Raw genomic sequence first — 16,966 nt, 5'->3', positions numbered from 1 at the left:
GGCCCTCAGCCCTGCGCCAGGGCCGTCGCCACGCGGCGGGCGAAGGCGACGGGATCGCGCGGCGGGTCGCCGCCCTGGACGTGGGCGAGGTCGACCAGCGTCTGGGCCGCCTCGCCGACATCCTCGCCCGCCGCCGCCCGCTCGGCGATGCGGCGGATCAGCGGGTGGCGCGGGTTCAGCTCCAGCACCGGCTGGCCGCCCATGCCGCCGCCGGCGCCGCGCCCGGCCCGGCGCAGGAGGCGCTGCATCTGCAGATCGGGCCCGAAGGCCGGGGCCGAGAGCAGGACCGCGCTGTCGACGAGGCGCTGGCTCGCCTTGACGTCGGAGACGTCGTCCTTGAGCGCCTCCTTGAGCTTCGGCAGCAGGTCGGCGAGGTCGGCCGGCGCGTCGCCCTCCGAGACCTCGGGCTCGAAGGCCGAGAGGTCGTCGCCCCCTTGCGTGATGCTGCGGATCGGCTTGCCCTCGAACGTGTCCATCCTCTCGGGCCAGAACGCGTCGACGTGGTCGGAGAGCAGCAGCACCTCGAGGCCGCGGGCGGAGAAGCCCTCGATCTGCGCCGAGCGCTTCAGCGCCTCGGTGTCGTCGCCGACGAGGATGTAGATCGCCTCCTGGTTCGGCTTCATCCTGGCGACGTAGTCGGCGAGCGAGGTCCAGCCTTCGACCGTGGACGAGCGGAAGCGCAGGAGGCCGGCGATGTCCGGGCGGTGCTCGGCATCCTCCCACAAGCCCTCCTTCAGCACCGGCCCGAAGGCCTGCCAGAAGGTGGCGTAGGATTCCGCGTCCTTCGCCCGGCTCTTGAGCTCGGAGATCACCTTGGCCGTCACCGCGCGGCGGATGCGGGCCAGCACCGGGGTCGCCTGGAGCATCTCGCGCGAGACGTTGAGCGGCAGGTCCTCGGTGTCGACCACGCCCCGGACGAAGCGCAGCCAGGACGGCAGCAGCCCGGCCTCGTCGGTGATGAACATCCGGCGCACGTGCAGGCGCACCTTGCTCTCGCGCTCCTCCTCGACCGCCATGAAGGGCTTCATGCCGGGCACGAACAGGAGCGCGGTGAATTCGAGCTGGCCTTCCGCCCGCCAGTGCAGGGTCGCCCACGGCTTGTCGAAGGCGTGCGCGACCTGGCGGTAGAACTCGGTGTACTCGTCCTCGCCGACCTCGGACTTGGCTTTTCGCCAGAGCGCCGTGCCCTTGGTCGAGGGCACCTCCTCGCCGTCGCGCACGATCGTCACCGGAACGGTGATGTGGTCGGCCCACTTGCGCACGATGGTCTCGAGGCGGATCGGCTCGAGGTATTCCTCGGCATCGGCCTTCATGTGCAGGACGATGTCGGTGCCGGGCTCAGGCCGCGTGGCGGGCGCCAGCGTGTACTCGCCCTGCCCCTCCGAGGCCCAGGTCCAGGCCTCGTCCGAGCCGGCCTTGCGCGAGGTGACCTCGACCCGGTCGGCGACCATGAAGGCGGAGTAGAAGCCGACGCCGAACTGGCCGATCAGGCTCGGGCGCTCCTCGGGCTTGGCGTCGGCGAGGGACTGGCTGAAGGCCCGGGTGCCGGAGCGCGCGATGGTGCCGAGGTTCTGCGCCAGCTCGTCCTTGCCCATGCCGATGCCGGGATCGGAGAGGGTCAGGGTCCGGGCCGCCTTGTCGGGATTGATCCGCACCTTGGCGTCCGCCGGCAGCGCCAGGGCGGAATCGGTCAGCGCCCCGAACCGGCGCCGGTCGACCGCGTCGGCGGCGTTGGCGACGAGCTCGCGCAGGAAGATCTCGCGCTCGGAGTAGAGGGCGTGGACCACGAGGTCCAGGAGGCGCCCGACCTCGGCGCCGAACGAATGCCGCTCCACAGTCTCGCTCACGGGGTGGTTCTCCGGTTGGGAACAAATCGTCGCGGGCGGATATGCGGGGCGCCGACCGGCTTTTCAAGGAAGCGGAACCGCCACCCCCACCAGGCGGGCGACGATCGCCCGAACCTCGTCGCGGCCGGCCGGCGCGAGGTCGACCGAGCGGTGGATCGACAGGCCCTCGATCATCGCGTCGAGGGCGCGTGCCGTCGCGGGCGGGAAGTGCTGCTCCAGGGCGGCGCGGCTCTTGCCCATCCAGCCCTGCATCACGCTCCGCAGCGCCGGCACCCGGGCGGCGTAGGCGTAGAGCTCGTAGCTCAGGAGCAGGTTGCGGGGCGTCGCCCAGCTCTCGTCGACGACGAGGTCGACCACCGCCTCGCAGGCCTCCGCGCCGGTCCGGGCGAGCGCCAGCCGCTCGGTGAACCGGGCCGAGACCGTGTCGGCGAGCAGCGTGAACGCCTCGGTCAGGAGGTCGTCGAGGCCGGCGAAATGGTAGGTCATCGAGCCGAGCGGCACGTCCGCCGCCGCGGCGATCCGCCGGTGCGTCGCGCCGGCGACGCCGTGCTCGGCGATCGTGTCGAGGGCCGCCCGCAGGATGCGGGCGCGCCGGTCGGGATCGTAGCGGCGGGTGACGGGAGGCAAGCGGGTCTCGGATCGGTTGGCATTCGGTGTCGATGCGTACATATGTACGCATCGGCTCAGTCGATGGGCCGAGCCTAGCGGAGGACCGGGAGCGATGACCATGACGGGCCAGAAGCGGAAGATGCTCGCCGGCGAGCTCTACGTCGCCGACGATCCGGAGCTCGTCGCCGACAACCGGCGCATCTCGGCGTGGATGGACCGCTACAACGCCGGCAGTACCTTGAGCCAGCCGGAGCGGCAGGCGCTGATGGCGGAGGCCTTCGCGCGGGTCGGCGAGGGCTGCAACATCCGCCCGCCCTTCTACTGCGACTACGGCTACAACATCAGCCTCGGCCGCGGCGTGTTCCTCAACTTCAACTGCTGCATCCTCGACGTGGTGCAGGTGACGATCGGCGACATGACGCAGATCGGCCCGGGCGTGCAGATCCTCACCGCCGACCACCCGCGCGATCCGGCCCAGCGCAGGCAGATGCTCGAATTCGGCCGGCCGGTCGCGATCGGGGCGAATGTCTGGATCGGCGGCGGGGCGATGATCCTGCCCGGCGTGACGATCGGCGACGACGCGATCATCGGGGCGGGCAGCGTGGTCACCCGCGACGTGCCGGCGGGGGGCGTCGCGGTCGGCAACCCGGCGCGGGTGCGGGCGGCGGGGTAGCCCGGCCTCATACGATTTCCGATTGATCGCTTCGCGATGCGGAAATCGGTCTCGCTCACGCGCCGCGCGGGCTCGTGATACGAATTCCGAACTGATCGTCCGGAATTCGTATCACCCCTCCGGCCGGCGGACCACCAGGAGGTTGGCGACCAGCACCTGCACCGCCTCGCCGTGCTGGTTGAGCGTCGTGGTGCGCACCTTGGCGAGGCCCTGGCTCGGCCGCGAGCGGGAGGGCCGCACCTCGATCACCTCGCTCTCGAGCCGGATCGTGTCGCCGGGGCGCAGGGGCTTGGGCCAGCGCAGCTCGTCCATGCCGGCGCCGACGATGCCGCCGGCAAGCCGCATCTCGCTGTCGACGAGGAGCCGCATGGTGAGCGCGGCGGTGTGCCAGCCGCTCGCCGCGAGACCCCCGAAGAAGGTCGTCTTGGCGGCCTCGGCGTCGAGGTGGAAGGGCTGCGGGTCGAAGTCCCTAGCGAAGCGGACGATGTCGGCCTCGGTGACGGTGGTCTCGCCCGAGCCGTAGGTCTGGCCCGGCGCCAGGTCGTCGAGGTACAGTTCCCGCGTCATCCTATTCCCCTCCCGCCACGACGAGGGCGGGCGCCGCCGCCCGCTCCCCGCGAAACCACGCCCCGGCGGCGACCGCGCCGGCATTGATGAGCCCGAGCGCGGCGAGCCCGAGGCCGAGCGCCAGAAAGACCCCGTCGAGCCCGAGGCCGAGGCGCAGCGCCAGGACGCCGCCGCCGATCGACACCGCCATGCGGGCGAGCCCCGCCACCAGCGGCCACCCGACCCGGCCGGCGCCCTGCGAGGCGAAGTAGAGCGCGAGCCCGATTCCGGAAAAGCCGTAGAACGGCCCGACGAGGTGGAGGTAGCGGGCCCCGACCGCGAGCATCTGCGGATCGTGGCCGAACAGGGTCAGGAACGGCAGCGGCCACAGGGCGGCGGCAAGGCCGATCGTTTCCGTCAGCGCCCCGGCGATCGCCGCCCCGGTCCAGGCCACCTTGAGGGCCCGGGCCCGGTCGCCGGCACCGATGCAGGTGCCGACCATCGCGCCGATCGGCGCGCCGAGGCCGAAGACCAGCGGCACCAGGAGGTATTCGAGCCGCGCCCCGGTGCCGTAGCCCGCCACCGCCGCCGGCCCGGCGGCGCCCGCGAAGGCGGTGGCGGCGGCGATCGTGACGTTGGTGGTGGCGCTGACGATCGACGAGACCGCGCCGATCCGCAGGATGTCGCGCAAGGGCGCCCAGGCGAGGCGCGGCGGGCGGGGGGCGGGCCGCAGCAGGCCGCGCCCGGCCCAGAGATGGTGGGCGAAGACGAGGCTGCCGGCGGCGTAGTAGGCCAGCACCGCGACGCCGCCGCCGACGATGCCGAGGCCGGGGATCGGGCCGAGCCCGTAGATGAGCGCCGGCGAGAGCGGCACCAGCACGGCGGCGCCGACGCTGATGACGATCGCTGGCAGCGCCATGTTGCCGGTGCCGCGGATCACCGCCGCGAGCGCGTTGAACAGCCAGACCAGCACCGCGCCGCAGAACACCACGCCGCCATAGGTGGTGGCCGCTTGCAGCGAGGCGCCCTCGCCCCCCATCGCCCGGTAGAGCATCGGCCCGAAGGCGAGGTCGAGCGCCGTGGTGAGGAGGCCGAGGACGAGGGCGATGGCGGCGGCGTACCACGGCATCTCGTCGGCCTGCGCCCGCCGCCCGGCCCCGAGGCTGCGGGCCACCGCCGACAGGATGCCGCCGCCCATGGCGCCGGCGGAGATCATCTGCACCAGCATCAGGACGGGGAAGACCAGCGCCATGCCGGCGAGCGCGTCGGTGCCGAGCCCGGCGACGAAGGCGGTCTCGATCAGCCCGACCAGGGCCTGGACCAGCATCACGACGACGTTGGGCGCGGCGAGACGCAGGAGCGTCGGCCCGATCGGGGCGTGGAGCAGGCGGTGGGTGCGCGCGTCCATCGGGCTGCCCTCCTCGTCGGGTCAGTGCGGCCGGTGGCTCCGGCGCCGCGCAATTAGTGGCATGTGCAAGTTTTTCGTCAAGCCTGGAGGTGGCGGGCTGCTTTCATCCCGGCACGACGCGGGACGGTGGCCTGTACGCGTACCCGGCTGATCCATCGCCCCTTGTACGCCCCTTTCGAGGGGCTGCATGAACGATCGCGATGGCCGGTGGCGCGGGGAGACCGATCGCCGGTCGATCGGTCGAGTCACCTTGGTACCGTGCCGCTCCAGCGTACAGACGCGGACCGGCGGATCGACGCGAATTTTTACGCTCCTACGCCACCCCCAGCGCCGCCATCCGCTCCGCCTCGGCGGCCGCGAGGTCGAAGTCGTCCTCCGGAACCCGCGGCAGGAAGCGCTCGACCTGCTCGCAGAGCACGAGGTCCGGCAGGATCCGCTCGACGTAGCCCCAGTCGAGGTTCGACGACCAGATGAAGTGGACCTCGCGGAAGGTCTCCGCCAGCATCGCGGTCAGGCCGTTGGGGGAGAAGTTGGCGCAGGAATCGCCGAACAGCACCAGGGTCCGGGGATCGGCCTCGGGCGAGCGGTTGCGGTAGACCGCGTGGGCGCCGGTGTGCAGCTCGCCGAGGCGGCCGGCGGCGGCGTAGGCGTCGATCAGGCGGCCGCCGCCGACCCGCTCGGCGTCGCGGAAGAGCTGGTAGTTGCGCACCCGCTCGAGCGGCGGCGCGTCGAGCTTGTTGCCGATGTCGAGCACCGCGTCGAACTCGTGGAACGGCCGCTCCAGGAAGTCGGTGCGCGGGGTCGCGCCGCAGGCCCGGCAGACCAGCCGGTAGGCGAGCAGGCAGCCGTGGATGTTCCAGTGCGTGTCGGTCCGGTAGTGCAGGTCCTCGTCCCGCCGCGCCCGCATCGGCCCGAGGAGGTCGATCCAGGCCCGGCGCCCCGGCCACGACCAACGCATCAGGTCGCCGAGGCGGCGGGCCGGCCCGAGGCGCGGATCGAGGGCGAGGCCGTCGAAGCGGTCCTCGTAGACGCTGAGCTTCTCGGGCACGACGAGGTGCAGGTAGCGGCTGCCGAGGCCGCGGGCGCGGCGGATGCGCCGCAGGATCTGCCGGCGCCACAGGCGCAGCATCCGGTCCATCGGGCGGATCCGCCGGTACTGGTCGGCGACCTCGTTGGTGCCCCCGGTGAGGAAGAGCCAGCCGTCCTTGCCCGCGTGATACATCCGCTTCCCTGCCCGCGGCCCCGCGAGGGGAAAGCCGCCACCGAAAGTCGTCTGCTACGGCGGAATGGAAAAATAAAGGTGAGCGGGCGCTGGATCGGCCCTCGCGGGCTCAGTGCTGCCGGACCTTGGCGCCGTAGCGGCGGCGCCACTCGGCCAGGATGCGGGGCCGGTTGCGGGCCATCCAGTCGAGGTCGTTGCGGATCATCCGCGCCTCGGCGTGGGGCGGGTAGAACGGTCCCGGGCTCGAGACGCCCGGATAGGCCACGATGGCGAAGCTGCGGGCGTAGAGCGCATTGGCCTCGCGGCTCGCCGCCCAGTCCGCCACCCGCCGGGCGAGCGCCAGGTGCGGCCGGCCGGCCGCGACCGCGAAGCCCTCCGCCTCCCAGCCGGTGCCGTCGACCGGCACCACGATGTCGATGGGGGCGCCCGCCGCCTTCAGGGCGGCGGCCCGCATGTCGAGGGAGAGGCCGGCGGCGGCGCGGCCCGCGGCGGCCTCCTGGCACGGGGCGGAGCCGCTCGGCAGGTAGGCCGCGACGTTCCCGTCGAGCGCGTCCATGTAGGCCCAGCCCGCCTCCTCCCCGAGGGTCTGGAGCCAGCCGGCGACGAGGAGGTAGCCGGTGCCGGAGGCCGCGGGGTCCGGCATCACGATCCGCCCCTTGAGCGCGGGCGCGAGGAGGTCGCGCCAGAAGCTCGGGCGCGTGATCCGGTCCCGGCGCGCCACCTCGGTGTTGAAGCAGACGACCCCGAGATAAGCGTCCATGCCGGTCCAGCTGTAGGGCGGGCTCGGGTCGCGGAAGAACGGCCGCAGCGCCTCGACGCCCGCGGGCCGGTAGGGATCGAGGAGGTTGGCGGCCTCGAATTGCAGCAGGCTGGTGGCCGCGAGGCCGAGGAAGAGGTCGGCCTGCGGCGAGGCGCGCTCGGCGAGCACCCGGTCGGTGATGACGCCGGTCGAGTCCCGCTGCCAGGCGATCTCGACCTCCGGCACCGCCGCCTCGATCGCCCGGCGGATCGGGTCGAGCTGCTCGGGCTCGAGGGCGGTGTAGGCGACGAGCCGGGTGCGCTCCGCGGCGGGCGCCGGGCCGGCGAGGATGCCGGCAAGGGCGAGCCCGGCGACGAGGCGTCGGACCGCCGCGAGGCCTCGCGCCGTCCCGCTCGCCCGTCCGCCGCCCGACGATGCCAGCTTGCGCATCGCTCTCCCCCGCTCGTGGCCCGGCCCCGATCCTGTCTCCAAGCGCGTATCCCTCGGGGTAGAATCTTCGCGCGACGATGCGGTGACGCGCCGCAGCCCGTGGCGCGAACCCGGCTCGCGGATGAAGGACCGCCCCGCCCGTGTCGAGTACTCGACACAGGAACCCGGCATGGTCCTGCGGCAACTCTCGCGGCGGCGAACCATGCGATAGGTCGTTGACATTGCCAGTCGTTCCATGTCGGGAGGGTACCCACGCGCCCCCGACTTGCTCTAGGATGATGGTCGCACGGACCGTTCCCAGAGACGCCACGGTATGACCCAACCGACTCCGCCAGTCGCCTTGATCGCGGATGACGACGACTTCTTCCGCCTCGCCGTGGTGGCGATCCTCACCCGCAGCTTCGGCTTCGCCGAGGTCGTCGAGACCGGGTCCCTCGACGCCGCCCTCGACCAGCTCTCGACCCGCCGGGGTGCCGTGACCCTGGCGCTGTTCGACCTCGCGATGCCCGGGATGGAGGGCCCCGGCAGCCTGAGCGCGGTGCGCGAGTGCTTCCCGGCGGTGAAGGTGGCGGTGGTCTCGGCCTCGACCGAGCGCAACAAGATCCTCACCGCGCTCGAGGTCGGCGTGCACGGCTACGTGCCCAAGGGCATCGGCTCGGCCGAGCTGACCCGGGCGGTGGGCATGATCCTCGACGGCCAGATCTTCGTGCCGGCGTCGCTCGCGGTCCTCGACGGCGCCGGCCCGCGCCCGGCGCCCGAGGTGCGCGGCGCCGCCTTCGACGGCCGGCCGGACTGGCGTCCCGAGAGCCGCCAGGACGGGCGCCAGCCGCGCATCCCCGACCTGACCCCGCGCCAGCGCGACGTGCTGGCGCTCCTCGTCGAGGGCCGCTCGAACAAGGAGATCGCCCGGCGGCTCCAGCTCGGCGAGGGCACCGTCAAGGTCCACATGGCGGCCCTCCTGCGCAGCCTCGGGGTGCAGAACCGGGCCGCGGCGGCGGTGGTCGGGGCGCGGCTGCTCGCCGATTGAGGAGCCCGCCCCCGTCGCGCAGTGACCCGGGCGGAACGTCCATGGCAGTCGAGGTGCAATACCTCTGCTGCGTCGAGACCCTTATTTTCCTATTTCCGTCGGGCCGGGGCGGGCAAATTCGACATTGTCGCCTGTCGTCACCGAGCCGCTGGCGATGAATTAAGTCATCGATTCTGACCCAAGGTCACTACCCTGGAACCGTTCGTGTCTTGACACTGAGTGTGGCTGGTTTATCACCTTACGGTATGGCGGATCGGCTGGCGAGACGCGCTCGCATCATCGATTGAACCTTCAATCGTGGCATCATGGAGCGCGGGCGCGCTGCAGGACAATCCCGATCTGCCGCCGGGACGGGGCACGGCGGGTAACAGGCGATGGATCGGGAAGAAATCGGGACCGAGAACATCCACGCTGCCCTGGACGCCCTGCTGAACCTGCCGCCGCTCAAGAAATCTCCGCAGCTCTCGGCCTTTCTCGCCTACGTGGTGCGCGAGAGCCTGGCCGGGCGGGGCAGCCTGCTGAAATCCTACACCATCGCGACCGACGCCCTCGGCCGCTCGACCAGCTTCGATCCGGCGACCGACGCCATCGTGCGGGTCGAGGCCCGGCGCCTGCGGCAGGTGCTGCAGCAGATCTACGCCGACCCCGCCTGCCCGCTCGAGGTCCGCATCGACCTGCCGCTGGGCCGCTACGAGCCGAGCTTCCGGCAGATCGTGCCGGCGGCGGGAGGGCCCGCGCCCTCCGACCCGCCGGCGCCGGCCGCCGAGGCGGGAGGCGTGCACGAGAGCGAGCAGCGCTACCGCGCCCTGGTGGAGGCGAGTGCGGCGGTGGAGTGGCGCTCGAGCCCCGACGGCCAGCTGCTCCAGACCTTCGGCCTCAGCGCCCGGACCGGCCTGTGCGACGCCGATCTGCATGGCTTCGGCTGGCTCACCACCCTGCATCCGGCCGACCGGGCCGGCGTCGAGGACCTGTGGCGGGCCTGCTGCCAGAGCGGGACGCCGCTCGACGCGACCTACCGGGTGCGCCACCGCAACGGCCAGTACCGCTGGATGCTCGCCCGCGCCGTGCCGCTGGAGAATGCCGAGGGGGCGATCCGCGAGTGGGTCGGCACCATGGCCGACATCGACGAGCAGGTCCGCGCCGCCGAGGCCCTGCGCACCAGCGAGGAACGCCTGCGCCTCGCCGTCGCGGCGGCCGAGATGATGACCTGGGACGTCGATCCGTCGACCCGGGTGGTCACCTGCTCGGAATTCGGCGAGAGCCTGATGGGCCTGACCAGCGGACCGCTCGACGAGTTCCTGTCGATGGTCCTGCCGGAGGATCTCCCGGCCGTCCTCACCAGCCTCGAGCCGGCCCTGCGCGGCGAGGGGGCCTACGACGCGCAGTACCGCATCGTCGACCACGATGGCCACGTGCGCTGGATCTCCGCCCGCGGCAGCCTGGTCACGGCGCCCGACGGCCGCGCCCGGCTGATCGGCGTCGCCTGCGACATCTCCACCCGCTACATCAATCCGCGCCTCCCCGGCGAGCAGCGGTTGTCGGCCTGACGCGGGCCGCCCGCCGCTCCCGGTTTCAGGCCGCGGCCTTGGCCGGGCGGGGTCCGCGGGGTGCCGCGGCGCGCTTGCGGGGAGGCTTTGCCGCAGGATCCTTGGCGGAGTCCTTCACGCTTGCGACCCTGGCGGCCGGTGCCGCACCGCGCTCCGTACCGTGCCACCAGCCCTGCCAGCTCCACCGGCCCGGTCCGGTGACGGCGTAGAGCACGAAGCCGGCGGCAAGGCCGAGCTGGGCCAGGAACAGCTCCTGCTCGACCCGGGCGACGGCGCCGGAGAACTCCCAGAACCGGTGCAGCAGCAGCCCCGCCGCCACCGCGTGGAGGGCAAGGCCGAGGCCGACGAGGCGCGGCACCAGGCCGAGCGCGAGGAGCAGCGGCCCGAACAGGCCGATCACCACCGAGGCGGTGGCGACCGCGTTCGGGTAGGGCATGCCGGTGCCGGCCAGCGTCAGCGCGAAGCCCGACGGGTTGAGCCCCCGCCCGATCGCCGCCGGCAGCAGGGACGTGGCCAGGAGCAGCCGCCCGGCGAGCAGGATTCCGTCGTTGCGCGCAGCCATCCCGGGACACCTCGTTTCGATGTCAGGACGGTGGCGCGGGACCGGTTAAGGCGGTTCTACCGGGCCCCGCTCCCGAACAGCCGGCCGCGCTCGGTCCACAGCACCATGGCGAGGGCGAGGCTGCTCAGCACGCAGTAGCCGATGGCGAGCGGGGTGACGGTGCCGTCGAAGGACTGGCCGACGAGGAGGCCGCAGAAGGCCGCGAGCAGCGTGGTGTAGAAGCCGATGAACGACGAGGCGGTCCCGGCGATCGCCGCCAGCGGCTCCATCGCCAGGGCGTTGTAGTTCGGCATCGCGAAGCTCATCAGGAACTGGCACGCGGCCAGGGTCACGATCAGGAGCCACAGCGGCGGCGTGCCCGCGAAGGCCAGGACCAGCGCGAGCTGGAGGCCAGCGGCGAGGAACAGCCCGAGGGTGCCCGCATGCGCCAGCCGCCGCATGCCGAGCCGGCGCACGAGGCGCGCGTTGATCAGCGTCGCCACGCCCATCGCGCCGGCGATCAGCGCGAAGGCGACCGGGAACAGCGGCCCGAGATGGTAGAGGCCGGTGTCGAACACCGCCTGCGCCGAGCCGACATAGCCCATGATGCAGCCGGTGGTGAGGCCGAGCGCCGTGGCGTAGCCGAGGGAGGCGCGGTTGCGCACCGTGACGGCGATGCCCGACCCGATCGCCCGGGCCGAGACCGGACGGCGGAAGGCCGGGTGCAGGGTCTCGGGCAGGCGGGTGCCGAACCACCCCAGGGTGACGAGGGCGAGCGCCAGCATCAGCCCGAAGATCAGGCGCCAATGGCCGACGACGAGGACGGCACCGCCCAGCGAGGGGGCGAGGATCGGCACGATGAGGAAGACCATCATGCAGAACGACATCACCCGGGCCATGTCGCGGCCCTCGTAGCGGTCGCGCACGATCGCCACCGCGAGCACTCGGCCCCCCGCCCCCCCGACGCCCTGGATCGCGCGGGCGAGCAGCAGCACCTCGAAGCTCGGCGCCAGCATCGCCAGCACGCTGCCGGCGAGGTAGATGCCGATGCCGACGATCAGGGCCGGGCGCCGCCCGGTCCCGTCCGAGACCGGGCCGTAGAGGAGCTGGGCGGTGCCGAAGCCCAGCATGTAGACGTAGACCAGCAATTGCAGCCGGTTGGGGTCCTGGACCGCGAAGTCGCGCTGGATCGCCGGGAAGGCCGGCAGGAAGCTGTCGATGGTGACCGCGGTCAGGCCCATCATCAGCGCCATCAGGGCCACGAACTCGACGAAGCCGGGCCCGGCCCAGCCCGCATCGGCCCGGCTGGTCTCGGCGGGAGAGGCCCTGCCGCTCGCGCTGCTCGCCATGGTCATCCTGAAAGGCCGGCGCACGGGAAGAGGAGGGCCGGCTCGGGCCCGAGCAGTGCCGGACGCCGACCCCGCCCGCAAGGCGCGCGAGGGCATGGCAGCGATGCGAGGCCGTCCGAGGCGCGGCATAGTCCAGATGCGGGCCACGTCGCAGCGCGGGCTTAAGCCGGAAGTAGCATTTTTGACGTAAGGGAATATTTCCTAGGACGGAGTGGTCTCCCGGTGCAGCACGACGACAGGAGGACATGCTTGACTGTCGGCGATCCTGCCGCCTCCGCCGCGATGCGATCCGATCCGTCGGGCATCGTGCCGGGGGCCTCCGGCCGCCTGGACTGGCTGCTGCGCTTCGAACCGGCCGTCGATGCGCGCTACGAGGCCGAGCACGGGCCCGAGCGCGCCGCGGGGCTGCGCCACGTCATCCTGGTCGGGCTCATCTTCTACAACATGTACAACTTCACCAGCATCACGCTGATGCCGGACATCCTCGAGTTCAGCTTCGTCGCCCGCCTGTGCGTGGTGACCCCGGTCTCGCTGGGTCTGGCCTGGCTGGCCACCCGCGTCTCGCCGGCACTCCGCGAGCGCCTCGTCCTCCACGGCATGATCGGGGCGCTCTCGGTCCCGCTCCTGCTGTTCTGGCTGACCGAGGCGATGTTCGGCACCTACACCTTCGGCGAGGTGATCCTGGTCGTGATCTATGGCAACATGCTGCTCGCGCTGCGCTTCCGCGACGCCCTCGCCTTCACGGCGTATGCCTGCGCCCTCGCGACGCTCGCAGCCGCCACCAAGGCCGGCCTCGATCCGGCCCTGCGCGTCGCGTTGCCGCTGCAATTCGCCACCGGCTGCGCGTTCAGCCTCTACGCCAACTACCGGATGGAGGCCCAGCGCTGCCGCGAGTACCTGCGGACCCTCTCGGCGCGGCTCGCCTCGGAGGCGGAAGCCGCGGCGCGCCGGCGCTACCAGGGCCTGTCGCACACCGACGCCCTTACCGGACTGCCGAACCGCCGCTCCCTCGACGAGACCGCCGAGGCCTGGTTCTCCGGCGAGCGCGCCGCCGCCGTGATGATGGTCGACATCGACCACTTCAAGCTGTTCAACGACACGCTGGGCCATCCGGAGGGCGATGCCTGCCTGCGCCGCGTGGCGGACCTGTTCGCGACCTTCGTGCGCGGTCCCGACATCCTGGCGGCGCGCTTCGGCGGCGAGGAATTCACCTTCCTCCTGCGCGACGCCGGCGCGTTCGAGGCGGCGCGGTTCGCCGCCGGCCTGGTGCGCGCCGTCGAGGGGATCGGCATCGCCCATCCGGGCCGGTGCGACGGCAGCGGCACTGTGACGATCAGCGTCGGCGTCGCGTTGAAGCCTGCGGGCCGGGCCCGCTCCCGCGAGGACTTGTTCGCCGAGGCCGACCAGGCGCTCTACCAGGCCAAGCGCCGGGGCCGGAACCGGTACGCCCTGGCGGGTGACGTCGCGGCGGCGGTGGTGGCGTGAGCGTGTCCCATCCTTGCTCGTCGCGTCCGCGCTAGAGCACGTCACGATCGCGAGGCAATCGCGAAGCTCTCCAAGTCTTTGTTTTTCCGCAGTTTCTTCGACGAACCGGCATCCACGTCGGGGGACAATGCTCTAGCGGGCGGTGCAGCGCAGGGCCTCGCGCTGGCAGGCGATGCCCGGGGTCGAGCAATGGACCCCGTCGGCGCCGCGGGTGCAGACGCGGCAGGAATCTGTCCATTCGCGGCAGCCGGAATCCTCGGCCGGCGACGTGACGGCGGTCGGGGGCGCCGGCAGGGGGGCCGGCCCACGGGCCGGCGCGAAATTGGCGACGAGGATCGTCGCCAGGGTGGCGATGGCGGCGATCCACGCGAAGGCGGCGTCGCGGGAGCGGTCGGGTCGGGTCTCGGCCATGCCGGGGGTCCTCACCTGCCGCTCCTCGCCTGTCAATCCGCGATCTGCCGCCGTGCACCAGGGCGCCGACGCATCTGGGCCTCGCGCTCCCGAGCGTGTCCACTCGAGAGCGCTGCGGCGCTACTCCGCCGCCCGGGCCTCGGGGGTGCCGACGCCCGCCGCGGCGAGCCGGGGCGCGTGCGCGGCCTCGGCCACCGGCAGCTCGTCCTCCTCGGCCAGGACCACGAAGCGCCCGGCCTCGCCGTCATAGACCAGCAGGTGCCCGGTCTCGATCTCGAACAGCCAGCCGTGCAGGGTGAGCTGGCCCGAGGCGAGCGCGCTCGCCACCGCCGGGTGGGTGCGCAGGTGGTTGAGCTGCACCAGCACGTTCTCCATCGCCAGGGCGTGGAGGCGGCGCTTGTCGTCGATGTCGTCCGGGTAGGCGTCGCAGACGATCTTGCGGGCGGCCTCGCCGTGGCGCAGCCAGGCGCCGACATTCGGCATCTTCTCGGCCAGCCCCGGGGTCAGCAGGCCCTTCATGGCGCCGCAATCCGAGTGGCCGCAGATCACGATGTCGCGCACGCCGAGCGCCAGCACGGCGTACTCGACCGCCGCGGTCACGCCGCCCAACATGGTGGCGAAGGGCGGCACGATGTTGCCGACGTTGCGGGTGACGAACAGCTCGCCCGGTCCCGCCTGGGTGATCAGCTCCGGCACGACGCGGGAATCGGCGCAGGAGATCACCAGCGCCTTCGGCTTCTGGCCGTCATGGACGAGGCGCTGATAGACCGAGCGCTGGCTCGGGAACACCTGCTCGCGGAACTGGGTGAACCCCTGGACGATGTTGTCCATCATCGGCAACTTCCTCTCTCTCGGCCGCAACCGCGCGGGCCCGTTCGGGCCGCGCCATGATGCCGAGAACGCTGCGAGGAGCCGGCGGGTTGCCCTGGGTCGCGCGTCTGCCCGTGCGTCATCTGGCCCGGCGAGGGGCGGGATGAGACATCGGTCCTCGTGCGTGGCCGGTGCGCACCGGCCTTTCCCCCTCCAACGCGCCAAGGGCGGGAAATCGTGCGGGCGGGGCTGCGCGCTATGACGACGCGGCGAATTCTGCGACGAAGGGCCGTCCACGCCAAAGCCTCCCGGAGACACGGCCCGCCATGCACCCGCACACCTTCCTCTGCGTCGACGCCCATACCTGCGGCAACCCGGTGCGGGTGGTCGCCGGTGGCGGGCCGGTCCTGCCCAACGTCCCGATGGGCGAGAAGCGGCAGATCTTCGTCGCCGAGCACGACTGGGTGCGCCGGGCCCTGATGTTCGAGCCGCGCGGCCACGACGCGATGTCGGGCTCGATCCTCTACCCGCCGTCGCGGGAGGATTGCGAGCTCGGCATCCTGTTCATCGAGGTCTCGGGCTGCCTGCCGATGTGCGGCCACGGCACGATCGGCACCGTCACGGTGGCGCTGGAGCAGGGCTTCGTGGTGCCGCGCGTCGAGGGGCGCCTGTCTCTCGAGGTCCCGGCCGGCAAGGTCGAGGTCGAGTACCGCCGCGACGGCCGCTTCGTCGACGAGGTCCGGCTCTACAACATCCCGAGCTACCTGCACGCGGCGGACGTTCCCGTCGAGGTGCCGGGCCTCGGCCCTCTCGTCGTCGACGTGTCCTACGGCGGAAACTTCTACGCCATCGTCGAGCCGCAACCCGGCTGGTCCGGCCTCGACGGCATGAGCTCGGCCGACATCCTGACCTGGAGCCCGCGGGTGCGCGAGGCGGTGCAGCGCGCGGTCGCCCCGGTCCACCCGGAGGATCCGCGCATCCAGGGCTTGAGCCACGTGATGTGGGCCGACCGTCCGAAGCACCCGCAGGCGCATGCCCGCAACGCCGTGTTCTACGGCGACAAGGGCATCGACCGCTCGCCCTGCGGCACCGGCACCTCGGCCCGCATGGCGCAGCGCGTCGCCCGGGGCCTGCTCGGCGTCGGCGACGACTTCGTGCACGAGAGCATCATCGGCACGCTGTTCCACGGCCGGGTCGAGAGCGCCGCGGAGGTGGGCGGGCGCGCCGCCATCCGCCCGAGCATCGGCGGCTGGGCCCGGGTGATCGGGCACAACACCATCCTGGTCGACGAGCGCGACCCCCTCGCCTTCGGCTTCCAGCTGGCGTGAGACGGGCGGGGCGCCCGAAGGGGCGCCCTACTGCGACGCCCCCTCCCCGATTATCGTGAAGCCTTGCGCCTCGAAGAAGCGCCGGGCGGCCTTGCCGCGCAGGTAGGTCAGGAAGCGCGCCCCGGCCTCGCCCTTCGCCTCGGCCGTCACCGCGAAGGGGTAGACGACCGGCGGGTGGCTGTCCGCCGGAAACACCCCCACCACCTTCACGCCCGGATCCGACCTGGCGTCGCTCTCGTAGACGACCCCGAGCGGCGCCTCGCCGCGCGAGACCAGCGCCAGCGCCGCCCGCACGTTGTCGGCCTGCGCCAGCCGCGGCTGCACCTGCGCCCACAGGCCCAGTTTCTCGAACGCCGCCTTGGCGTACTTGCCGATCGGCACCGAATTCACCTCGCCGGTGGCGAGCCGCCCGTCGGGGCCGAGCGCTCGCGTGAACCAGTCCGGCGTGAACGCCGCCTCGGACACCTTCGCGTCCCTGGGGGCCACCACGACCAGGCGGTTGGCGAGCAGGTTCACCCGGGTCTCGGGCCGGATCAGCTTGCGGGCGGCGAGGTAGTCCATCCATTCGAGGTCGGCCGAGGCGAACAGGTCGGCGGGCGCCCCCTGCTCGATCTGGCGGGCGAGCGCCGAGGAGGCGGCGTAGCTCGCCCGGACCGGGATGCCGCTCTCGGCCGCGAAGGCCTTGCCGGCCTCGTCGAGGGCGTTCTTCAGGCTCGCCGCCGCGAACACCGTCGCGGGCTCCGCCGCGGCCGCCGGGTGGGCGAGCGCGGCGGCGAGAAGCAGGCAGGCGGCCCGGAGGGCGCGGCGCGTGCGCATGATGGCGGACCCTTTCGCTCGTAATGGTCGTGCGGGTTATATGCCGCCCAGCGCAACGTCGGCGAGTGCCGATTGGTCGTGACGGCGTCCGGTCGAAACGCCCGGGCGGCGTCGGGATCGCCGGAGGAGACGCCCCGATCCACGGCCACCGACGATCG

The 16,966-nt window shown here is 72.3% G+C and carries 16 protein-coding genes; 5 read left to right on the top strand and 11 right to left on the bottom strand.

Annotation, left to right across the window (positions count from 1 at the left end; all coding sequences use genetic code 11):
- Positions 1–5 precede the first annotated feature (5 nt).
- The gene (gene htpG, locus ACS5PV_RS18985; protein ID WP_455396895.1) at positions 6–1,847 is read right to left on the bottom strand and encodes a molecular chaperone HtpG; all 1,842 of its coding nucleotides are present in this window, start codon (positions 1,845–1,847) and stop codon (positions 6–8) included.
- A gap of 63 nt (positions 1,848–1,910) precedes the next feature.
- The gene (locus ACS5PV_RS18980) at positions 1,911–2,474 is read right to left on the bottom strand and encodes a TetR/AcrR family transcriptional regulator (RefSeq protein ID WP_455396894.1); all 564 of its coding nucleotides are present in this window, start codon (positions 2,472–2,474) and stop codon (positions 1,911–1,913) included.
- A 100-nt stretch (positions 2,475–2,574) separates the two neighbouring features.
- On the opposite strand from ACS5PV_RS18980, the gene ACS5PV_RS18975 reads away from it, so the two are divergent.
- Positions 2,575–3,129, top strand: a complete 555-nt coding sequence (locus ACS5PV_RS18975) for a sugar O-acetyltransferase (protein WP_455396928.1) — start codon at positions 2,575–2,577, stop codon at positions 3,127–3,129.
- Between the two features lie 111 nt (positions 3,130–3,240).
- Here ACS5PV_RS18975 and ACS5PV_RS18970 read toward each other — a convergent pair whose 3' ends face one another.
- The 4 genes from ACS5PV_RS18970 to ACS5PV_RS18955 all read right to left on the bottom strand — a co-directional run bounded on the left by ACS5PV_RS18970 (position 3,241) and on the right by ACS5PV_RS18955 (position 7,494).
- Complete coding sequence (locus ACS5PV_RS18970) at positions 3,241–3,696, bottom strand: MaoC family dehydratase (protein WP_455396893.1); 456 nt, start codon at positions 3,694–3,696, stop codon at positions 3,241–3,243.
- Between the two features lies 1 nt (position 3,697).
- Positions 3,698–5,083 carry an MATE family efflux transporter gene (locus ACS5PV_RS18965; RefSeq protein ID WP_455396892.1) on the bottom strand — a complete coding sequence of 462 codons (1,386 nt, stop codon included), beginning with the start codon at positions 5,081–5,083 and terminating at the stop codon, positions 3,698–3,700.
- A gap of 313 nt (positions 5,084–5,396) precedes the next feature.
- Positions 5,397–6,305 carry an alginate O-acetyltransferase AlgX-related protein gene (locus ACS5PV_RS18960; protein ID WP_455396891.1) on the bottom strand — a complete coding sequence of 303 codons (909 nt, stop codon included), beginning with the start codon at positions 6,303–6,305 and terminating at the stop codon, positions 5,397–5,399.
- Between the two features lie 109 nt (positions 6,306–6,414).
- Positions 6,415–7,494, bottom strand: a complete 1,080-nt coding sequence (locus tag ACS5PV_RS18955) for an extracellular solute-binding protein (protein WP_455396890.1) — start codon at positions 7,492–7,494, stop codon at positions 6,415–6,417.
- A gap of 313 nt (positions 7,495–7,807) precedes the next feature.
- Between ACS5PV_RS18955 and ACS5PV_RS18950 the strand changes: the two genes are divergently transcribed.
- Together ACS5PV_RS18950 and ACS5PV_RS18945 are read left to right on the top strand one after the other, a co-directional pair.
- Entirely contained in the window at positions 7,808–8,521 is a 714-nt protein-coding gene (locus tag ACS5PV_RS18950; RefSeq protein ID WP_455396889.1) for a response regulator, read from the top strand.
- Between the two features lie 374 nt (positions 8,522–8,895).
- Positions 8,896–10,068 carry a PAS domain-containing protein gene (locus tag ACS5PV_RS18945; protein ID WP_455396888.1) on the top strand — a complete coding sequence of 391 codons (1,173 nt, stop codon included), beginning with the start codon at positions 8,896–8,898 and terminating at the stop codon, positions 10,066–10,068.
- 25 nt (positions 10,069–10,093) lie between these two features.
- On the opposite strand, the gene ACS5PV_RS18940 is transcribed toward ACS5PV_RS18945, so the two are convergent.
- Positions 10,094–10,630, bottom strand: a complete 537-nt coding sequence (locus tag ACS5PV_RS18940; protein WP_455396887.1) for a DoxX family protein — start codon at positions 10,628–10,630, stop codon at positions 10,094–10,096.
- Positions 10,631–10,686: 56 nt separating this feature from the next.
- A complete protein-coding gene (locus ACS5PV_RS18935) occupies positions 10,687–11,958 on the bottom strand; it encodes a multidrug effflux MFS transporter (protein ID WP_455396886.1) in 1,272 nt (423 codons plus the stop codon).
- 249 nt (positions 11,959–12,207) lie between these two features.
- Between ACS5PV_RS18935 and ACS5PV_RS18930 the strand changes: the two genes are divergently transcribed.
- Positions 12,208–13,443 carry a diguanylate cyclase gene (locus ACS5PV_RS18930; protein WP_455396885.1) on the top strand — a complete coding sequence of 412 codons (1,236 nt, stop codon included), beginning with the start codon at positions 12,208–12,210 and terminating at the stop codon, positions 13,441–13,443.
- Positions 13,444–13,575: 132 nt separating this feature from the next.
- Here the strand turns inward: ACS5PV_RS18930 and ACS5PV_RS18925 are convergent, their stop codons facing one another.
- A complete protein-coding gene (locus ACS5PV_RS18925; protein ID WP_455396884.1) occupies positions 13,576–13,854 on the bottom strand; it encodes a hypothetical protein in 279 nt (92 codons plus the stop codon).
- 120 nt (positions 13,855–13,974) lie between these two features.
- On the bottom strand, positions 13,975–14,685 hold the full coding sequence (locus tag ACS5PV_RS18920) for a carbonic anhydrase (RefSeq protein ID WP_455396927.1): 711 nt from the start codon (positions 14,683–14,685) through the stop codon (positions 13,975–13,977).
- Positions 14,686–14,990: 305 nt separating this feature from the next.
- Between ACS5PV_RS18920 and ACS5PV_RS18915 the strand changes: the two genes are divergently transcribed.
- On the top strand, positions 14,991–15,992 hold the full coding sequence (locus ACS5PV_RS18915; protein WP_455396883.1) for a 4-hydroxyproline epimerase: 1,002 nt from the start codon (positions 14,991–14,993) through the stop codon (positions 15,990–15,992).
- A gap of 27 nt (positions 15,993–16,019) precedes the next feature.
- On the opposite strand, the gene modA is transcribed toward ACS5PV_RS18915, so the two are convergent.
- Complete coding sequence (modA, locus tag ACS5PV_RS18910; RefSeq protein WP_455396882.1) at positions 16,020–16,808, bottom strand: molybdate ABC transporter substrate-binding protein; 789 nt, start codon at positions 16,806–16,808, stop codon at positions 16,020–16,022.
- Positions 16,809–16,966 lie beyond the last annotated feature (158 nt).

Source organism: Methylobacterium sp. Gmos1, assembly GCF_053764715.1.
Note: the sequence above shows the minus strand (reverse complement) of the source record. Positions and strands in the feature narration are given on the sequence as shown.

Excerpts from the sequence above, each read along its gene's own strand:
- ACS5PV_RS18965 (WP_455396892.1), bottom strand. The coding sequence starts at position 5,083 with ATGGACGCGCGCACCCACCGCCTGCTCCACGCCCCGATCGGGCCGACG.
- ACS5PV_RS18960 (WP_455396891.1), bottom strand. The coding sequence starts at position 6,305 with ATGTATCACGCGGGCAAGGACGGCTGGCTCTTCCTCACCGGGGGCACC.
- ACS5PV_RS18935 (WP_455396886.1), bottom strand. The coding sequence starts at position 11,958 with ATGGCGAGCAGCGCGAGCGGCAGGGCCTCTCCCGCCGAGACCAGCCGG.
- ACS5PV_RS18955 (WP_455396890.1), bottom strand. The coding sequence starts at position 7,494 with ATGCGCAAGCTGGCATCGTCGGGCGGCGGACGGGCGAGCGGGACGGCG.
- ACS5PV_RS18925 (WP_455396884.1), bottom strand. The coding sequence starts at position 13,854 with ATGGCCGAGACCCGACCCGACCGCTCCCGCGACGCCGCCTTCGCGTGG.
- ACS5PV_RS18915 (WP_455396883.1), top strand. The coding sequence starts at position 14,991 with ATGCACCCGCACACCTTCCTCTGCGTCGACGCCCATACCTGCGGCAAC.
- modA (WP_455396882.1), bottom strand. The coding sequence starts at position 16,808 with ATGCGCACGCGCCGCGCCCTCCGGGCCGCCTGCCTGCTTCTCGCCGCC.
- ACS5PV_RS18940 (WP_455396887.1), bottom strand. The coding sequence starts at position 10,630 with ATGGCTGCGCGCAACGACGGAATCCTGCTCGCCGGGCGGCTGCTCCTG.
- ACS5PV_RS18975 (WP_455396928.1), top strand. The coding sequence starts at position 2,575 with ATGACGGGCCAGAAGCGGAAGATGCTCGCCGGCGAGCTCTACGTCGCC.
- ACS5PV_RS18945 (WP_455396888.1), top strand. The coding sequence starts at position 8,896 with ATGGATCGGGAAGAAATCGGGACCGAGAACATCCACGCTGCCCTGGAC.
- ACS5PV_RS18950 (WP_455396889.1), top strand. The coding sequence starts at position 7,808 with ATGACCCAACCGACTCCGCCAGTCGCCTTGATCGCGGATGACGACGAC.
- ACS5PV_RS18920 (WP_455396927.1), bottom strand. The coding sequence starts at position 14,685 with ATGGACAACATCGTCCAGGGGTTCACCCAGTTCCGCGAGCAGGTGTTC.
- ACS5PV_RS18970 (WP_455396893.1), bottom strand. The coding sequence starts at position 3,696 with ATGACGCGGGAACTGTACCTCGACGACCTGGCGCCGGGCCAGACCTAC.